The organism is Streptomyces justiciae (assembly GCF_015163075.1).
GTDB lineage: Bacteria > Actinomycetota > Actinomycetes > Streptomycetales > Streptomycetaceae > Streptomyces > Streptomyces justiciae.
On sequence record NZ_JADDXU010000018.1, the window covers coordinates 148,932 to 162,753 of the forward strand.

At 71.8% G+C, this 13,822-nt stretch carries 15 protein-coding genes; 5 read left to right on the forward strand and 10 right to left on the reverse strand.

Going from position 1 to position 13,822, the window contains the following annotated elements:
• Positions 1–18: 18 nt before the first annotated feature.
• Positions 19–1,335 carry a serine-threonine protein kinase gene (locus IQ210_RS37715; RefSeq protein WP_194083748.1) on the reverse strand — a complete coding sequence of 439 codons (1,317 nt, stop codon included), beginning with the start codon at positions 1,333–1,335 and terminating at the stop codon, positions 19–21.
• Positions 1,336–1,442: 107 nt separating this feature from the next.
• Complete coding sequence (locus IQ210_RS37720) at positions 1,443–2,678, reverse strand: exo-beta-N-acetylmuramidase NamZ family protein (protein WP_194083749.1); 1,236 nt, start codon at positions 2,676–2,678, stop codon at positions 1,443–1,445.
• A gap of 189 nt (positions 2,679–2,867) precedes the next feature.
• Between IQ210_RS37720 and IQ210_RS37725 the strand changes: the two genes are divergently transcribed.
• From IQ210_RS37725 to IQ210_RS37735, 3 genes are read left to right on the forward strand one after another with little or no spacing between them, the layout of a single operon-like run.
• A complete protein-coding gene (locus tag IQ210_RS37725) occupies positions 2,868–3,641 on the forward strand; it encodes an SDR family oxidoreductase (protein ID WP_194083750.1) in 774 nt (257 codons plus the stop codon).
• Positions 3,638–5,305: a class I adenylate-forming enzyme family protein gene (locus tag IQ210_RS37730; protein WP_194083751.1), complete on the forward strand. Its 1,668-nt coding sequence runs from the start codon at positions 3,638–3,640 to the stop codon at positions 5,303–5,305. Before IQ210_RS37725 ends, IQ210_RS37730 begins: the two co-directional genes overlap by 4 nt.
• 38 nt (positions 5,306–5,343) lie before the next feature.
• Positions 5,344–5,937 (forward strand): TetR/AcrR family transcriptional regulator, encoded by a 594-nt coding sequence (locus tag IQ210_RS37735; protein ID WP_194083752.1) that lies wholly within the window; start codon positions 5,344–5,346, stop codon positions 5,935–5,937.
• Here the strand turns inward: IQ210_RS37735 and IQ210_RS37740 are convergent.
• The 4 genes from IQ210_RS37740 to IQ210_RS37755 form a co-directional block, all read right to left on the reverse strand.
• On the reverse strand, positions 5,873–6,796 hold the full coding sequence (locus IQ210_RS37740; RefSeq protein WP_194083753.1) for a LysR family transcriptional regulator: 924 nt from the start codon (positions 6,794–6,796) through the stop codon (positions 5,873–5,875). The two genes, IQ210_RS37735 and IQ210_RS37740, sit on opposite strands and share 65 nt — an antisense overlap.
• Before the next feature lie 171 nt (positions 6,797–6,967).
• Positions 6,968–8,182 carry an acyl-CoA dehydrogenase family protein gene (locus IQ210_RS37745; RefSeq protein WP_194083754.1) on the reverse strand — a complete coding sequence of 405 codons (1,215 nt, stop codon included), beginning with the start codon at positions 8,180–8,182 and terminating at the stop codon, positions 6,968–6,970.
• Positions 8,183–8,188: 6 nt separating this feature from the next.
• Positions 8,189–9,211, reverse strand: a complete 1,023-nt coding sequence (locus IQ210_RS37750; protein WP_194083755.1) for a phosphotransferase family protein — start codon at positions 9,209–9,211, stop codon at positions 8,189–8,191.
• 167 nt (positions 9,212–9,378) lie between these two features.
• The gene (locus IQ210_RS37755; RefSeq protein ID WP_194083756.1) at positions 9,379–9,675 is read right to left on the reverse strand and encodes a hypothetical protein; all 297 of its coding nucleotides are present in this window, start codon (positions 9,673–9,675) and stop codon (positions 9,379–9,381) included.
• 112 nt (positions 9,676–9,787) lie between these two features.
• On the opposite strand from IQ210_RS37755, the gene IQ210_RS37760 reads away from it, so the two are divergent.
• Positions 9,788–10,768, forward strand: a complete 981-nt coding sequence (locus tag IQ210_RS37760) for an NADP-dependent oxidoreductase (protein WP_194083757.1) — start codon at positions 9,788–9,790, stop codon at positions 10,766–10,768.
• On the opposite strand, the gene IQ210_RS37765 is transcribed toward IQ210_RS37760, so the two are convergent.
• Positions 10,765–11,091 carry a DUF202 domain-containing protein gene (locus IQ210_RS37765; protein WP_194083758.1) on the reverse strand — a complete coding sequence of 109 codons (327 nt, stop codon included), beginning with the start codon at positions 11,089–11,091 and terminating at the stop codon, positions 10,765–10,767. The genes IQ210_RS37760 and IQ210_RS37765 overlap by 4 nt on opposite strands.
• Complete coding sequence (locus IQ210_RS37770; RefSeq protein ID WP_194083759.1) at positions 11,088–11,480, reverse strand: YidH family protein; 393 nt, start codon at positions 11,478–11,480, stop codon at positions 11,088–11,090. The genes IQ210_RS37765 and IQ210_RS37770 overlap by 4 nt, the downstream gene beginning before the upstream one ends.
• Before the next feature lie 62 nt (positions 11,481–11,542).
• Between IQ210_RS37770 and IQ210_RS37775 the strand changes: the two genes are divergently transcribed.
• The gene (locus IQ210_RS37775) at positions 11,543–12,316 is read left to right on the forward strand and encodes a hypothetical protein (RefSeq protein ID WP_194083760.1); all 774 of its coding nucleotides are present in this window, start codon (positions 11,543–11,545) and stop codon (positions 12,314–12,316) included.
• On the opposite strand, the gene IQ210_RS37780 is transcribed toward IQ210_RS37775, so the two are convergent.
• Both IQ210_RS37780 and IQ210_RS37785 read right to left on the reverse strand, forming a co-directional pair.
• On the reverse strand, positions 12,298–12,813 hold the full coding sequence (locus tag IQ210_RS37780) for an NUDIX hydrolase (RefSeq protein ID WP_194083761.1): 516 nt from the start codon (positions 12,811–12,813) through the stop codon (positions 12,298–12,300). The genes IQ210_RS37775 and IQ210_RS37780 overlap by 19 nt on opposite strands.
• 47 nt (positions 12,814–12,860) lie before the next feature.
• Positions 12,861–13,754 carry a DMT family transporter gene (locus IQ210_RS37785; RefSeq protein ID WP_194083762.1) on the reverse strand — a complete coding sequence of 298 codons (894 nt, stop codon included), beginning with the start codon at positions 13,752–13,754 and terminating at the stop codon, positions 12,861–12,863.
• Positions 13,755–13,822 lie beyond the last annotated feature (68 nt).

Consider the following 13,822-nt stretch of genomic DNA (forward strand, 5'->3'; position numbering starts at 1 on the left):
CCTTCGGGTGGCGGCGGGTCAGCGGATGCGGCCCGCCGCCACCACCACCTGCGCCAGCTCCCGGTGCACGATGTCGCTGTGCGCCCCGGCCGGCGCCTTCCCGTCCTTCACCACCGACGCCGCGTCGATGTTCACGCACCCCGACGTCGGCAACGTCGTCCTCAGCGCGTCGGCGAGCTTCCACGCGCGCGTGCCCGGCACCGCCTGCACCCCGTCGTGGCCCATCGCCCCCCACTTGACGCCCAGCATCCGCCCGAGGTCCATGGCGGCCCCCTCAGCGTCCCCGGCCATGCGCGAGGCCAGCGGATACATGGTGCTCAACGCCGAGTCGAAGCGCGAGAAACAGCACACGAGCGGGCCGTCGATGCGGTTCTGCTGCCCCTGCAACACCCCACCCGCGCGCGCGTCGTGCGGCAGCCGGGCGGCGAACGCGTAGTGCGAGAAGGCCCCTTGGAGCAGCGTCACCGACTTCACCGTGCGCACGCCCTCGGGCAGCCCGCGCAGCGCGAACGACACCAGCCGCCCGCCGAAGCTGTGTCCGACGAGATGCACCCGCACCTCGGGCCTCTTCGCGGCGAGTTGCCCGATGACCCGCCCGAGTCCCCGCTCACCGACCGTCCCCGCGCGCCGTTTCATCGCGTAGTACGTGGCCTGCCGCAGCAACTCGTGCGCCCCGTCCCAGGGATTGGGGATCGAGAATCCCTCCGTCACACCGTCCGGCGCCTCGACCGCGGCGAGCCCCCGCGCGAAGTCCTCGCACACCCCGGCCGCGGGCCCGGAGAACATGTCCGGCTCGCTCTGCGGCACGCCCTCCGCGAGGGTGTCCGCCCCGAACAGCGCCTGCGGCCCCGCGGGGACCACTTCGACCAGCAGCCGCACCAGCCGCCCGAACTCCTCCAACTCGGCCTCCTCGCGCGGCTGCTGGTCCAGCAGCCGCGCGATCTGGTCGATCACGGTGGCCCGGCCGGGGAAGGTCTCCAGCAGCGCGTGGCGGGTGTCCTTGTCCAGCGCCGGACGCCGCGTGGTCTCGGCCGCCACCGACCTCGGGAAGTCCGGGATCGGCTCGTCGGAGAACCTCATCGACGGCCACACCACCCCGACGTACCCGAGCTTGGCCTTCGGCGCGAGCTCCGGGATCGGCGCGAAGAAGCGGCTGTAGAGCCTCGTCGCCCCCGAACGGTCGTTGTTCCAGCCGTGCGCGAAGACGATCAGATCCTTGACACCGTGCTCCGCGACACCGGCCAGCAGCCGGTCCCGCCGTGCGCCGTCCGGGTCACCGTCCGCGTCGAAGGTCAGCTCCCAGTACGGGCTCACGCTCATCGCCGGATCCGCCATGACAGGCCCCCTTGTCCCCCGAAGTGGTGCGATGCCGTCGCATCGTCCTCCTGTGGGGCGAAGTTGGCCATACTTCACGAGTCAACTGCCCTGTTCGGGCCGGGGGATCATCTGTACAGCAGGTACTCCTTACGGATACGGCGGAACGCGGCCAGCTCCTCCCGCCAGCCCGCCACCACGTCGTCGACGCCCGTGCCCGCGTCGATCGCGGTCCGCACCTGCGTGGAACCGGTGAGCTTGTCGATCCAGTTGTCGGACCGCCACGCGAACCCGCTCCACACGCGCTTGGCCGTCACCAGCAGCCCGATCCCGGTGCGGACGGGGTCGTACGCCGCCCGGTCGTGCACATGGATCTGCACTCCGCCGACCGTCCTGCCCTGGAACTTGGAGAACGTCGGCGCGAAGTACGCCTCCCTGAAGTGCACGCCCGGCAACCCGAGTTCGTTCGCGGCGGCGGCCCACCGCCCGTCGATCCCCTCCGCGCCCAGCAGTTCGAAGGGGCGGGTGGTGCCACGGCCCTCGGACAGGTTCGTCCCCTCGAAGAGACACGTCCCCGAGTACACGAGCGCGGTGTCCGGGGTGGGCATGTTGGGGCTCGGCGGCACCCAGGGCAGGGCTGAGGCGTCGTAGAAATCCGAACGCCTCCATCCCGTCATCAGTACGGTGTCCAGCGCGACGGGCGCGGTCAGGAACTCCCCGTTGAACAGCCGCGCCAGCTCGGCGACCGTCATGCCGTGCGCCTGCGAGATCGGCTGCCGGCCGACGAAGGTCGCGAACTCCTTGTGCAGGACCGGGCCTTCGGCGGAGCGGCCGGTGACGGGGTTCGGGCGGTCGAGCACCACGAACCGCTTCCCGGCGAGTTGGGCCGCCTCCATGCAGTCGTAGAGCGTCCAGATGTACGTGTAGAAGCGCGCGCCCACGTCCTGGATGTCGAAGACCACGGTGTCGACGCCGGACGCGGTGAAGACGTCGGCGAGGGGTTGGCCGCTCTTCAGGTACGTGTCGTAGACGGGGAGCCCGGTGGCGGGGTCGTCATAGCGGCCCTCGGAGCCGCCGGCCTGTGCGGTGCCTCGGAAGCCGTGCTCCGGGCCGAAGACGGCCCGTAGGTCCACCTTTGGGTCGGCGTGCATGACGTCGACGATGTGGCGGGCGTCTCGGGTGATGCCGGTGGGGTTGGTGACGATGCCTACGCGTTGGCCGTCGAGGAGGGCGTAGGCGTCGGCTGCGAGGCGTTCGAAGCCGGTGCGGAGGTGGCGGTGGGGGGCCGCGGAGGCGGGGGGTGCGGAGGAGAGGGCGGTTGCTGCCGTGGTCGCAGCGAGGAGTGCTCGTCTGGATAGGCGCATGGGGTGCACGGTATTGCTCCCGCAGGTTGTGTGGAAGGTGCGGGCAATTCGTGGCTTGTCGCGCCCACGCGGCGGAGCCGCAAATCGATACAGCCCCGCGCCCCTGAGCGGCATGACCTCACCTCTTCCTAGAGACATACCGACCGGTTAGTCTGGGCCTCTCCGTAGAGCCGCAGTCGAAGGAGATTGATGGTGGAAGCCTTGCAGGGTGCCGGTGTCGTCGTCACGGGGGCCGGAGGGGGCATCGGGGCCGCCCTCGCCCGGCGGTTCGCTGCCGAAGGGGCCCGGGTCGTCGTCAACGATCTCGATGCCGGTCGGGCCAAGGCTGTTGCCGAGGAGATCGGTGGCATCGCGGTCGCCGGGGACGCCTCCGCCGTCGTTCCCGACGCCCTCGCCGCGCTCGGTGGGACCGTCGACGTCTACTGCGCCAACGCCGGTGTCGCCTTCGGCGGTCCGGACGTGGACGATCTCGCCGACGCCAAGGCCTGGGAGCTGTCCTGGGACGTCAACGTCATGGCACACGTGCGTGCCGCGCACGAACTGCTGCCGGGGTGGCTGGAGCGGGGGAGCGGGCGGTTCGTGTCGACCGTGTCCGCGGCCGGACTGCTCACCATGATCGGAGCCGCTCCGTACGCCGTCACCAAGCACGGGGCGTACGCCTTCGCCGAGTACCTGTCGCTGACCTACCGGCACCGCGGGATCAAGGTCCACGCCATCTGCCCCCAGGGCGTGCGCACCGACATGCTCGCCGCCACCGGCACCGCGGGCGACCTGGTGCTCAAGCCGACCGCGGTCGAGCCGGAGGACGTGGCCGAAGCGCTGTTCAAGGGCATCGAGGAGGACCGTTTCCTGATCCTTCCGCACCCCGAGGTCGCCGCCTACTACCAGGCCCGCGCCGCCGAGCCCGACCGCTGGCTGGCCGGCATGAACCACATCCAGCAGAAGTGGGAGGAGGCGCGGTGACCGACTCCCGCTACGCCGCCAAGCCCTGGGTCGCCCTCCTGAACGACGCCCAGCGCGCGCCGATCGATCCCCCCGACTCCCTGGTGCACGCCCTGCGGAAGGCGGCCTCCGAGGTCCCCGACCGCACCTTCCTCGCCTACTTCGACGGCCGGCTCAGCTACCGCGAGGTCGACGAGCTGAGCGACTCCGTCGCCGGGCATCTCGCCGCGCGCGGCCTGGAGCGCGGCGACCGTGTGGCGATCCTGCTGCAAAACTCCCCGCACTTCGTGATCGCCCTGCTGGGTGCGTGGAAGGCGGGCGCGACCGTCGTGCCCGTCAACCCCATGTACAAGGCGGGGGAGGTCACCCACGTCCTGCGGGACGGCGAAGTGGCCGCGCTGATCTGCTCCGACCGCGCCTGGGAGTCGTATCTGCGCGAGACGGCCGCCGACTCGCCGGTGCGGATCGTGCTCACCGGGTGCGAGCTGGATTTCCAGACGCGGAACGACGCGCGCGTGCTGACCTTCGAGCGGCTGCCGCAGGCCGCCGACGCCGAGGACCTGACGGCGGTGGCGCGGGCGGGGCTCAAGGCGCCGGAGGGCCGCGACCCGGGGCCGTCCGACATCGCCCTCATCAGCTACACCTCCGGCACCAGCGGGGCTCCCAAGGGGGCCACCAACACGCACGCCAACATCATGTACAACGCCGAGCGGCAGCGGACCGGCCTCGAACTGCCCGAGGCGCCCGTGTACTTCGCGCTGGCGCCGCTGTTCCACATCACCGGCATGGTCTGCCAGCTCGGCGCCTGTCTGAACAGCGCGGGCACGCTCGTGCTGGCGTACCGCTTCGAGGCGGGCGTCGTCCTCGACGCATTCGCCGAACACGGCCCGCACTACACGGTCGGCCCGTCCACGGCCTTCATGGCGCTGGCCGCGCACCCGGCGGTCACTCGCGACCACTTCACCTCGTTCCGGATGATCTCCTCTGGCGGGGCCCCGCTGCCGCCCGCGCTGGTGGAGAAGTTCCGGGCCGGCTTCGGGCCGTACATCCGCAACGGCTACGGCCTCACCGAGTGCACCGCCCCCTGCGCCTCCGTGCCGCCCACCCTGGAGGCCCCCGTCGACCCGGTGTCCGGGACGCTGGCCGTGGGTCTGCCGGGGCCCGACACGGTCGTACGGATCGTCGACGACCAGGGCGCCGAGCTGCCCTTCGGCGAGCAGGGCGAGATCGTCGTCCGCGGCCCGCAGGTCGTGCCCGGCTACTGGCGGCGCCCCGACGCCACCGCCGAGACCTTCCCCGACGGCGAGCTGCGCACCGGCGACATCGGGTTCATGGACGAGCAGGGCTGGCTGTACGTCGTCGACCGCAAGAAGGACATGATCAACGCGTCCGGCTTCAAGGTCTGGCCGCGCGAGGTCGAGGACGTCCTCTACACCCACCCGGCGGTGCGCGAGGCGGCCGTCGTCGGCGTGCCGGACGGGTACCGCGGGGAGACCGTGAAGGCGTACATCAGCCTGCGTCCGGGGGCCGACACGGACCCGGATGAACTCGCGGTGTACTGCAAGGAGAGACTGGCCGCCTACAAATACCCGAGGCAGGTGGAGATACTGTCCGACCTGCCGAAGACGGCGACTGGGAAGATCCTCCGGCGGGAACTGCGTTCCCGCGGGCAGGGCGAGCAGTAGAACGCGCAGGAGCGAACGGAAGGGCAGGTGGCGGCCAAGTGGCCAGGACGAACGACGGGGACGGTACGCCCGTCCCGCAGCGGCTGCTGGCTGCCGCCACCCGGCTCTTCGCCGAGCAGGGCTACGACCGCACCTCCGTGCAGGAGATCGTCGAGGCGGCCGGCGTCACCAAGGGGGCGCTGTACCACTACTTCGGCTCCAAGGACGACCTCCTGCACGAGGTGTACGCGCGCGTGCTGCGCGTCCAGCAGGAGCGCCTCGACGCGTTCGCGAACGCCGACGAGCCCATCGAGAAGCGGCTCAGAGGCGCGGCGGCGGACGTCGTCGTGACGACCATCGAGAACCTCGACGACGCGTCGATCTTCTTCCGCTCCATGCACCACCTGAGCCCGGAGAAGAACAAGCAGGTGCGCGCCGAGCGCCGGCGCTACCACGAACGCTTCCGCGCGCTGGTGGAGGAGGGCCAGGAGAGCGGGGTCTTCTCCAAGGCGCCCCCGGCCGACCTGGTCGTGGACTACCACTTCGGCTCGGTCCACCACCTGTCGACCTGGTACCGCCCCGACGGCCCTATGGGCCCGCAGGAAGTCGCCGACCACCTGGCCGACCTGCTGCTGCGGGCACTGCGCCCGTGAGGTGATCGAGGAGGGCCCCGGCCGCCGGATTGCGCGGCCTGGCGCCCCGCCCGGCCAGCACCACCGTGCGCCCCGGCTCCGGCTGCCGGATCGTCACGCACGGCAGCCCGGCCCGCTCCCCGATCGGCCGTGGCACGAACGCCACCCCGATCCCGGCCCGCACCAGCTCCACCAGCAGCCCCGCCTGGGTGACGTCGCAGGTGATCCGGCGCTCCAGGCCGCAGTGGGCCGCCAGCCGCCGTACGGCCGTCTCCAGGCCCGTCCCCGCCCGGAAGTCGACGAACGGCTCCTCGGCGAGGTCCTTGATGAGCGTGCGGCCGGCCCTGGCCAGCGGATGCCCCGGCGCGGTGATCAGCACCAGCTCCTCGTGCCAGGTCGCGTACGCCGTCAGCCCCTCGGGCAGCTCCCGCGCGTCCGGAGCCAGATACGCCAGGTCCAGCTCCCCGGCGCGCAGCGCCTCGGTCAGCTCGCTCACCGTGGCGTCCCGCACGGACACCTGGATGCCGGGGAAGTCCTGGTGGAACGCGGCGAGTTCGGCGGGGAGGTCGACGCAGGTCAGCGTCTGGATGGTGCCGATCGCCACCCGTCCGGCGGCCAGCCCCGCCACGGCGGCCACGGCGTCCCGCGCGGCGTCGGCCCCGGCCAGCAGCGCGCGGGCCTGCGGGAGCAGCGCCCGGCCCGCCTCGGTGAGCACCACCCGCCGTCCGGTGCGGTCGAACAGATCGGCGCCCAGCTCCCGTTCCAGATTGCGGATCGAGGTGCTGAGCGCCGACTGGACGATGAGTTCGGCACGGGCGGCCGCCGTGAAGCTGCCCTCGGTGACGACCGCCATGAAGTGGCGGAGCTGACGCATCTCCATCCATCTATCGTAGAGATGGCGCCCAGCGAATCCATCTGTTGGACCGCTGACCGGCCCGCGAGCCAGGCTGGACGCATGACTCGCAGACCGACTCTCTGGCTCCGCCTCGTCTCCTTCGTCCACGCCCTCGCGCGCGCGGACCACCACTACTCGGGCGGCTATTGACAGCTGCTAGAGGTACTTCTTCAACTCCCGTCGCGCCAGCGACCGCTGGTGCACCTCGTCCGGGCCGTCCGCGATCATCAGCGTCCGCGCCCCGGCGTACAGCTCGGCCAGCGGGAAGTCCTGGCTGACGCCGCCCGCGCCGTGCAGCTGGATCGCGCGGTCGATGATGTCGACCACCGCGCGCGGTGTGGCGATCTTGATGGACTGGATCTCGGTGTGGGCGCCCCGGTTGCCGACGGTGTCCATCAGCCAGGCCGTCTTCAGGACCAGCAGCCGCAGCTGCTCGACCGTCACACGCGCGTCGGCGATCCAGTTGTGCACCACGCCCTGCTGGGCCAGCGCCTTGCCGAAGGCGTTGCGGGACACGGCCCGCCGGCACATCAGCTCGATGGCCCGCTCGGCCATGCCGATCAGCCGCATGCAGTGGTGGATACGGCCCGGACCGAGGCGGGCCTGCGCGATGGCGAAACCGCCGCCCTCCTCGCCGATCAGGTTCGCGACCGGCACGCGCGCGTGGTCGAAGATCACCTCGGCGTGACCGCCGTGGTAGTGGTCCTCGTACCCGAAGACCTTCATGGCCCGCTTGACCGTGACGCCCGGGGTGTCGCGCGGGACGAGCACCATGGACTGCTGGCGGCGGATGTCCGCGCCGTCCGGGTCCGTCTTGCCCATCACGATGAAGATCTTGCAGTCCGGGTTCATCGCCCCGGAGATGTACCACTTGCGGCCGGTGATGACGTACTCGTCGCCGTCCCGCTCGATGTACGTGGTGATGTTGGTGGCGTCCGAGGAGGCCACCTCCGGCTCGGTCATCGCGAACGCCGAGCGGATCTCACCGGCCAGCAGCGGCTCCAGCCACTGCTTCTTCTGCTGCTCGTCGCCGAACTGGGAGAGCACCTCCATGTTGCCGGTGTCCGGCGCCGCGCAGTTCAGCGCGGTCGGCGCCAACTGCGGGGAACGGCCGGTGATCTCGGCGAGCGGCGCGTACTGGAGGTTGGTCAGTCCGGCACCGTACTCGGCGTCGGGCAGGAAGAGGTTCCACAGGCCCTGCCTGCGCGCCTCCGCCTTCAGCTCCTCGACCACGGCGGGAGTGTCCCAGGGCGACGCCAGCGCAGCCCGCTGCTCCTCCGCCACCGCCTCGGCCGGGTAGACGTACTCGTCCATGAAGGCGAGCAGCTTGGCGCGCAGTTCCTCGGTGCGCGCGTCGAACGCGAAGTCCATGGCGGGTCAGCCTTCCTGAAGGGTGGTGAGGCCGTGCTGGATGAAGACGGGGACGAGGTCGCCGATGCGGTCGAAGCCGCGGCCGACCGTCTGGCCCAGGGTGTAGCGGTAGTGGATGCCCTCCAGGATCACGGCGAGCTTGAACCACGCGAACGCCGTGTACCAGGAGACCTGGGAGACGTCGCGCCCTGAGCGGGCCGCGTAGCGCTCGATCAGCTCCGCGGGGTCCGGGTGCCCCGGTGCCTCGGCGGTGGTGGAGACGGGGGAGTCAGGCATGCCCAGCGGCAGGCTGTACATGACCAGCAGACCCAGGTCGGTGAGCGGGTCGCCGAGCGTGGACATCTCCCAGTCGAGGATCGCCTTGATGCGGTCGTCCTCACCGATGAGCACGTTGTCGAGTCGGTAGTCGCCGTGGATGACCGTGGCCGCGGGGGAGGCCGGCAGCCGGCGGCCCAGCGTCGCGTGCAGCTCGTCGATGCCGGCCAGCTCACGGTTGCGGGAGGCGTCCAACTGCTTGCCCCAGCGGCGCAGCTGACGGTCCAGGAAGCCCTCGGGCCGGCCGAAGTCGGCGAGACCCACCTCGGCGGGGTCCACCGCGTGCAGCTCGACGAGCGTGTCCACGAGCGCCAGCACCGCGTCACGCGTGCGTGCCGGACCGAGCGGGATCAGCTGGTCGGCGGTGCGGTACGGGGTGCCCTCGACGAACTCCATGACGTAGAACGGCGCCCCGAGCACCTCCTCGTCCTCGCACAGCAGCAGCGGCTCGGGCACCGGCACGTTCGTCGGGTGCAGCGCGCTGATCACCCGGTGCTCGCGCTTCATGTCGTGCGCCGTGGCCAGGACATGGCCGAGCGGAGGCCGCCGTACGACCCAGCGCGAGGTGCCGTCGGAGACGGTGTACGTGAGGTTCGACCGTCCGCCCTCGATCAGCCGGCCGGTCAGGGGGCCGCTGACCAGACCGGGCCGCTCACGGTCGAGCAGACCGCGCAGCCGGTCGAGGTCGAGTCCGGGCGGATGGTCGGGGCTCATACATCGCTCCTACGGGCAGGTGAACAGGTCCGCAACTCATGATGCCGACCGGTCGGTATGCCGTCCAGTGGGTAGGGCGAAAGTGATCCGAGCCACGATAAGCCGACGGCTCCCCGCGCGGTACGACGGGGAGCCGTGGAGCTGCTTTCTGCGTGCTTTCCGCGTGCTCAGTGATCGTCCCAGTGACCGTCGTGCGGGGCGTGCCGGTGGCCGTCGTGCAGATAGTCGACGTGGTCGCCGTGCAGCACGCTCTCGTGGCCGCAGTCCTGACCGTGCCGGTGGTCGTGGCCCTCGTGCGGGACGTGCCCGGAGGGCTCGCACTCGTCCCAGTGGCCGCCGTGCTCGCGGTGCAGGTGGCCGTCGTGCGCGTAGTCGACGTGGTCGCCGTGCCGGACCTCGGCGTGTCCGCAGCCGGGGCCGTGGGTGTGCGCGTGGGAGACGTGCTCGTGGTGGAGGGTGGTCATGGTGCTCACCTTCGGAGATGTTGCCGATGACGTCGGACAGGCTGCCACGCGAACGCCGCATATCCGGGCATCCCGCTTGCGTGGCGTCCGACTACCCCGGAGGGTCGGTGCCATGAAGGCCATCAGCTACGCACGCTACGGCGGCCCCGAGGTCCTCGCCTACGGTGATGTCCGCGACCCCAAGGTCGGCGTCGACGCGGTGCTGGTCAAGGTCCGCGCGGCGGCCGTCAACCCGGTCGACTGGCACTGCCGCGAGGGACATCTGGACCGCATCCTCGACCCGGTGTTCCCGGTGGTCCCCGGCTGGGACGTCTCCGGCGTCGTGGTCGGACTCGGCGTCTCCGTCACGGAGTTCGCGGTCGGCGACGAGGTGATCGGCTACGTCCGCGAGGACTTCCTGTCCCGCGGCACCTTCGCCGAGTACGTGGCCGCCCCGGTGCGCACCCTCGCCCGCAAGCCCCGCAACCTCTCCTTCGAGGAGGCGGCCGGCCTGCCGCTGACCGGACTGACGGCCTACCAGGTGCTCGTCAAGGCGCTCCAGGTCAAGCGCGGCGAGACGGTCCTCGTGCACGCCGCGGCCGGCGGCGTCGGCTCGATCGCGGTCCAGCTCGCCCGGCACTTCGGCGCCCGCGTCATCGGCACGGCGAGCCCGCGCAACCACGACTTCGTACGGAGCCTCGGCGGCGAGCCGGTCGAGTACGGCGAGGGCCTGGCCGAACGGGTGCGCGGGCTGGCCCCCGAGGGCGTCGACGCGGCGTTCGACACCATCGGCGGCGACACCCTCACGGTCTCGGCCAACCTCCTCGCCCCCGAGGGGCGCCTGGTCTCGATCGCGGACGGCGAGGTCGTCGCCTACGGCGGCCGCTACTACTGGGTCCGCCCCGACGCCGACGACCTCCAGCGCCTGTCCGAGCTCGCGGAACAGGGCGTGGTCTCGGTGCACGTGTCGGAGACCTTCCCGCTGGAGCAGGCGGCGGAGGCACAGCGGCTGAACCAGGAGGGGCGGACGAGGGGGAAGATCGTGGTCACGGTGGGCTGGGAGACGGAAGGCGAGGAGGAGGGCCAGCAGGACCAGGAGGACCAGGGGCGCTAGAAGACCAGCGCCGCCCCGCACACCGCCACGGCCACCGTGCACAGCGCCGCGGCCGTGGCATGCCGCGGGGTGAGCGCCGCCGGGGTCCCGGTCGAGGCGAGGGCGCGGATACGGCGGTGCGCGAGCAGCAGGAAGCCCAGCCAGAGGACGGTGCACAGGGCGCACGCGACGACGCCGACCGCCGACACCCCGCCGTGCAGCGCGGTCTTCACGGCGAGCACGGCGGAGACGGTGCCGGACAGGGTCGTACGACGCCACGCGAGCCGCGTGCGCTCCGGCTGGAGCCCGGGGTCGCGTCCGGCGTCCGTGACCGCCGCGCTCACCCCTCCCACCCGACGAGCACGACGACGACCATCGCGAGCGCGACGACCGCCACGACCACGCTCAGCAGCGCCGGGAACCGCGAGACCGGCAGATCCTCGCCCCGGCGCATCGCCCGCTCGCAGCGCATCCAGTGATTGACCGCGCGCAGGGAGCACAGCACACCGGCGCCCAGCAGCGCGAGCGCCAGCCCGACCCGCCAGCCCCAGCGCAGGTCCGGCAGGAACTGGTCCACGGCGAAGCCCCCGCCGATCAGCGCGAGCGCGGTGCGCAGCCAGGCCAGGAAGGTGCGCTCGTTGGCCAGCGAGAACCGGTAGTCGGGCGTACCGCCCTCCTCCCGCACCTCCTCGGGCGCGAACCAGAGCCGGACGTTCCGTGCGAATTCGATCACGCGCAGGACCCTACCGGGCGGGGACGGAGGCGTTGTCAGTGGCGGTCGCTACGGTTCGGGGCATGGATCTTCCCTCGCCGCTCGCCGGGTACGCGGCGCCCGGTCACGCCATCGCCCCCGCCGAGCACCTGCTCGACCTGCCGGGGTTCTGGCCGGTGTTCTACGCGCCGGTCTGGGACGAGTTCGCGGCGGAGCCCGAGGTCTTCGGCGCCGACGCGGCGGACGTCGACGAGGCGGCCGAGGTCCTGTACGGGGCGGAGGAGGTCTGGCCGGCGTTCCGCGTTCCGCTCGCCGGCGGGCATGTGCTGTGGATCGTCCACCGGAACTTCCCGGGCGAGGCCGGCACGGACTATCTGATCACGCACCCGGACTGGGTCCGGCACGCCGATCTGGCCGCCATCGACGGGCATTTCAGCGGGCCGGGACTGTCCTGGCCGGAGCTGCTGGCCGTGGCCGGGTCGGCGCCCGACGGGGTCGAGGGCGTGCGGGACGCGGACCGACGCCTGCTTCTGCTGCTGCCCGCCTTCGGCGACGCGGACGTGCCGGTCGCGGCGGCCGTGGAGCGCATATCCATGGCGCTGCGGGCCGTGGGAGTGGCTCCCGAGGCGGCGCCCGAGGTGGCCGAGCGGCTGCTGGATCACGACTTCTGGGACGGGCCCACCTGGACGTTCCAGGGCCCGAGCCCGCTCAGCGGCGGCGCCGCGACCGAGCCGAGCCCGCTCGCCGTCTGCGACGGCGGCCACAGCCCGCGCGCGGTACCGCTCGGCTCAGGGCTCACCGCGTCCCAGGCCCACGCCTTGGCCGACGCCCTGCGGGGTCAGCCGGCCGCCCGGTGAGCCCGCAGCCGCGCGTACGCGTCCAGCCCGTCCGGCACCCACTCCCACTCCGTGAGCCGCCGCTCCACCTCGTCCTCCGTCAGGAAGTCGTGCCAGGCGACCTCCTCCACCTGCGGGCTGACCGGCAGCTCGCAGCGGACCTCGTACACCGCCGACCACCAGCTCCGCCGGGCCCCGCCGTCGTACAGGAACTTGAAGAGGAAGGCCGGCTTCGGCAACCCGCTGACGCCCAGCTCCTCCTCGGCCTCGCGCAGCGCCGCGTCGTCGTAGGACTCACCCGCGCCGACCACTCCGCCGACCCACATGTCGTACAGGGAGGGAAAGACCAGCTTGGTCGGGGTACGCCGGTGCACGAAGAGCCGGCCGTCCGCGTCCCGCGCCTGGATGAAGACGCAGCGGTGCCGCAGCCCACGGGCGTAAGCCTCACCGCGCGGGGACTGTCCGACGACCTGGTCGTGCTCGTCGACGATGTCGAGGATCTCGTCAGCAGCGCTCATGGGCCCATCCAAGCAGGCCGAGTGAACACGCCGCCGAGCGATCGGCCTCAGTTCGGCTGAAGCCGCCGCGCCCGAGCCGGCTCCGCCGCCCCGCACGGCATGGCCGGGTGCAGGCCGAGCAGCACGATGCCGACCACGACCGCCGCGAGCCCCACCGCCTCCCACGCCAGTGCTCCCGTGTCGGTGCGCAGGCGGTCGCCGAGGAAGCCGACGCCGCAGATGATCCCGGCGAGCGGCTGGGCGGCGGTGAGGGCGGGCAGGGACATGCGGAGGGAGGCCGTCTCGAAGGCGCTCTGGACGAGGACCAGGCCGGTCACGCCGAGCGCGAGGACGGCGTACGGCTGCCAGCCGGTGAGGACCTCCATGAGGCCGCCCTCGGAGAAGCGCTGGCCGGTGACCCGGGTGAGGGCGTCCTGGACGCCGTAGAGGAGTCCGGCCGCCACCGCCAGCAGGGCCGGCCCGGAGCTCAGCCGTGAGCGCTTGGCGTACGTCGTCAGCAGCAGCGCGAGCCCGATCATGGCGCCGATGATCAGCCAGTGCCGGAAGGGGTCGGTCACCGCGGAGCCACCGCGCGGCTCGCCCGCCACGATGAACGCCGTCACCCCGCCCGCGAGCAGCAGCAGCCCCGCCCAGCCCTGGCGGCCCAGCGGCTGCTTGGTCTGGTGCCGGGAAAGGGCCATGGCGAAGAGGAGGTTCGTTGCCAGCAGCGGTTCGACCAGGGAGATCTCACCCTGCCCCAGCGCGATCGCGCCGAGGACCATGCCCGCCACCATCAGACCGATGCCGCCGAGCCAGCGCGGCACCCGCATCAGGTCGAGGAGCAGCCGGGGTGAGAGGAAGTCGTTCAGGGGCGCTCGCTGAGCCGCGTTCTGCTGGAGGACGAAGCCGATGCCCAGGCAGCAGGCCGCGCTCACGGCGAGAACCAGAACCAGAACCGACACGCTGCGTACCTCGATCACTCGGCCGGGCCACGGGGCGGGTTAGGGGCCGACTGTAGCGCCGTTGAGCC

Bases quoted from the DNA above. Each gene is read 5' to 3' on its own strand.
- IQ210_RS37750 (WP_194083755.1), bottom strand. From the start codon at position 9,211: ATGAGCCCCGACCATCCGCCCGGACTCGACCTCGACCGGCTGCGCGGT.
- IQ210_RS37775 (WP_194083760.1), top strand. From the start codon at position 11,543: ATGGATCTTCCCTCGCCGCTCGCCGGGTACGCGGCGCCCGGTCACGCC.
- IQ210_RS37715 (WP_194083748.1), bottom strand. From the start codon at position 1,335: ATGGCGGATCCGGCGATGAGCGTGAGCCCGTACTGGGAGCTGACCTTC.
- IQ210_RS37745 (WP_194083754.1), bottom strand. From the start codon at position 8,182: ATGGACTTCGCGTTCGACGCGCGCACCGAGGAACTGCGCGCCAAGCTG.
- IQ210_RS37720 (WP_194083749.1), bottom strand. From the start codon at position 2,678: ATGCGCCTATCCAGACGAGCACTCCTCGCTGCGACCACGGCAGCAACC.
- IQ210_RS37760 (WP_194083757.1), top strand. From the start codon at position 9,788: ATGAAGGCCATCAGCTACGCACGCTACGGCGGCCCCGAGGTCCTCGCC.
- IQ210_RS37755 (WP_194083756.1), bottom strand. From the start codon at position 9,675: ATGACCACCCTCCACCACGAGCACGTCTCCCACGCGCACACCCACGGC.
- IQ210_RS37780 (WP_194083761.1), bottom strand. From the start codon at position 12,813: ATGAGCGCTGCTGACGAGATCCTCGACATCGTCGACGAGCACGACCAG.
- IQ210_RS37725 (WP_194083750.1), top strand. From the start codon at position 2,868: ATGGTGGAAGCCTTGCAGGGTGCCGGTGTCGTCGTCACGGGGGCCGGA.
- IQ210_RS37740 (WP_194083753.1), bottom strand. From the start codon at position 6,796: ATGGAGATGCGTCAGCTCCGCCACTTCATGGCGGTCGTCACCGAGGGC.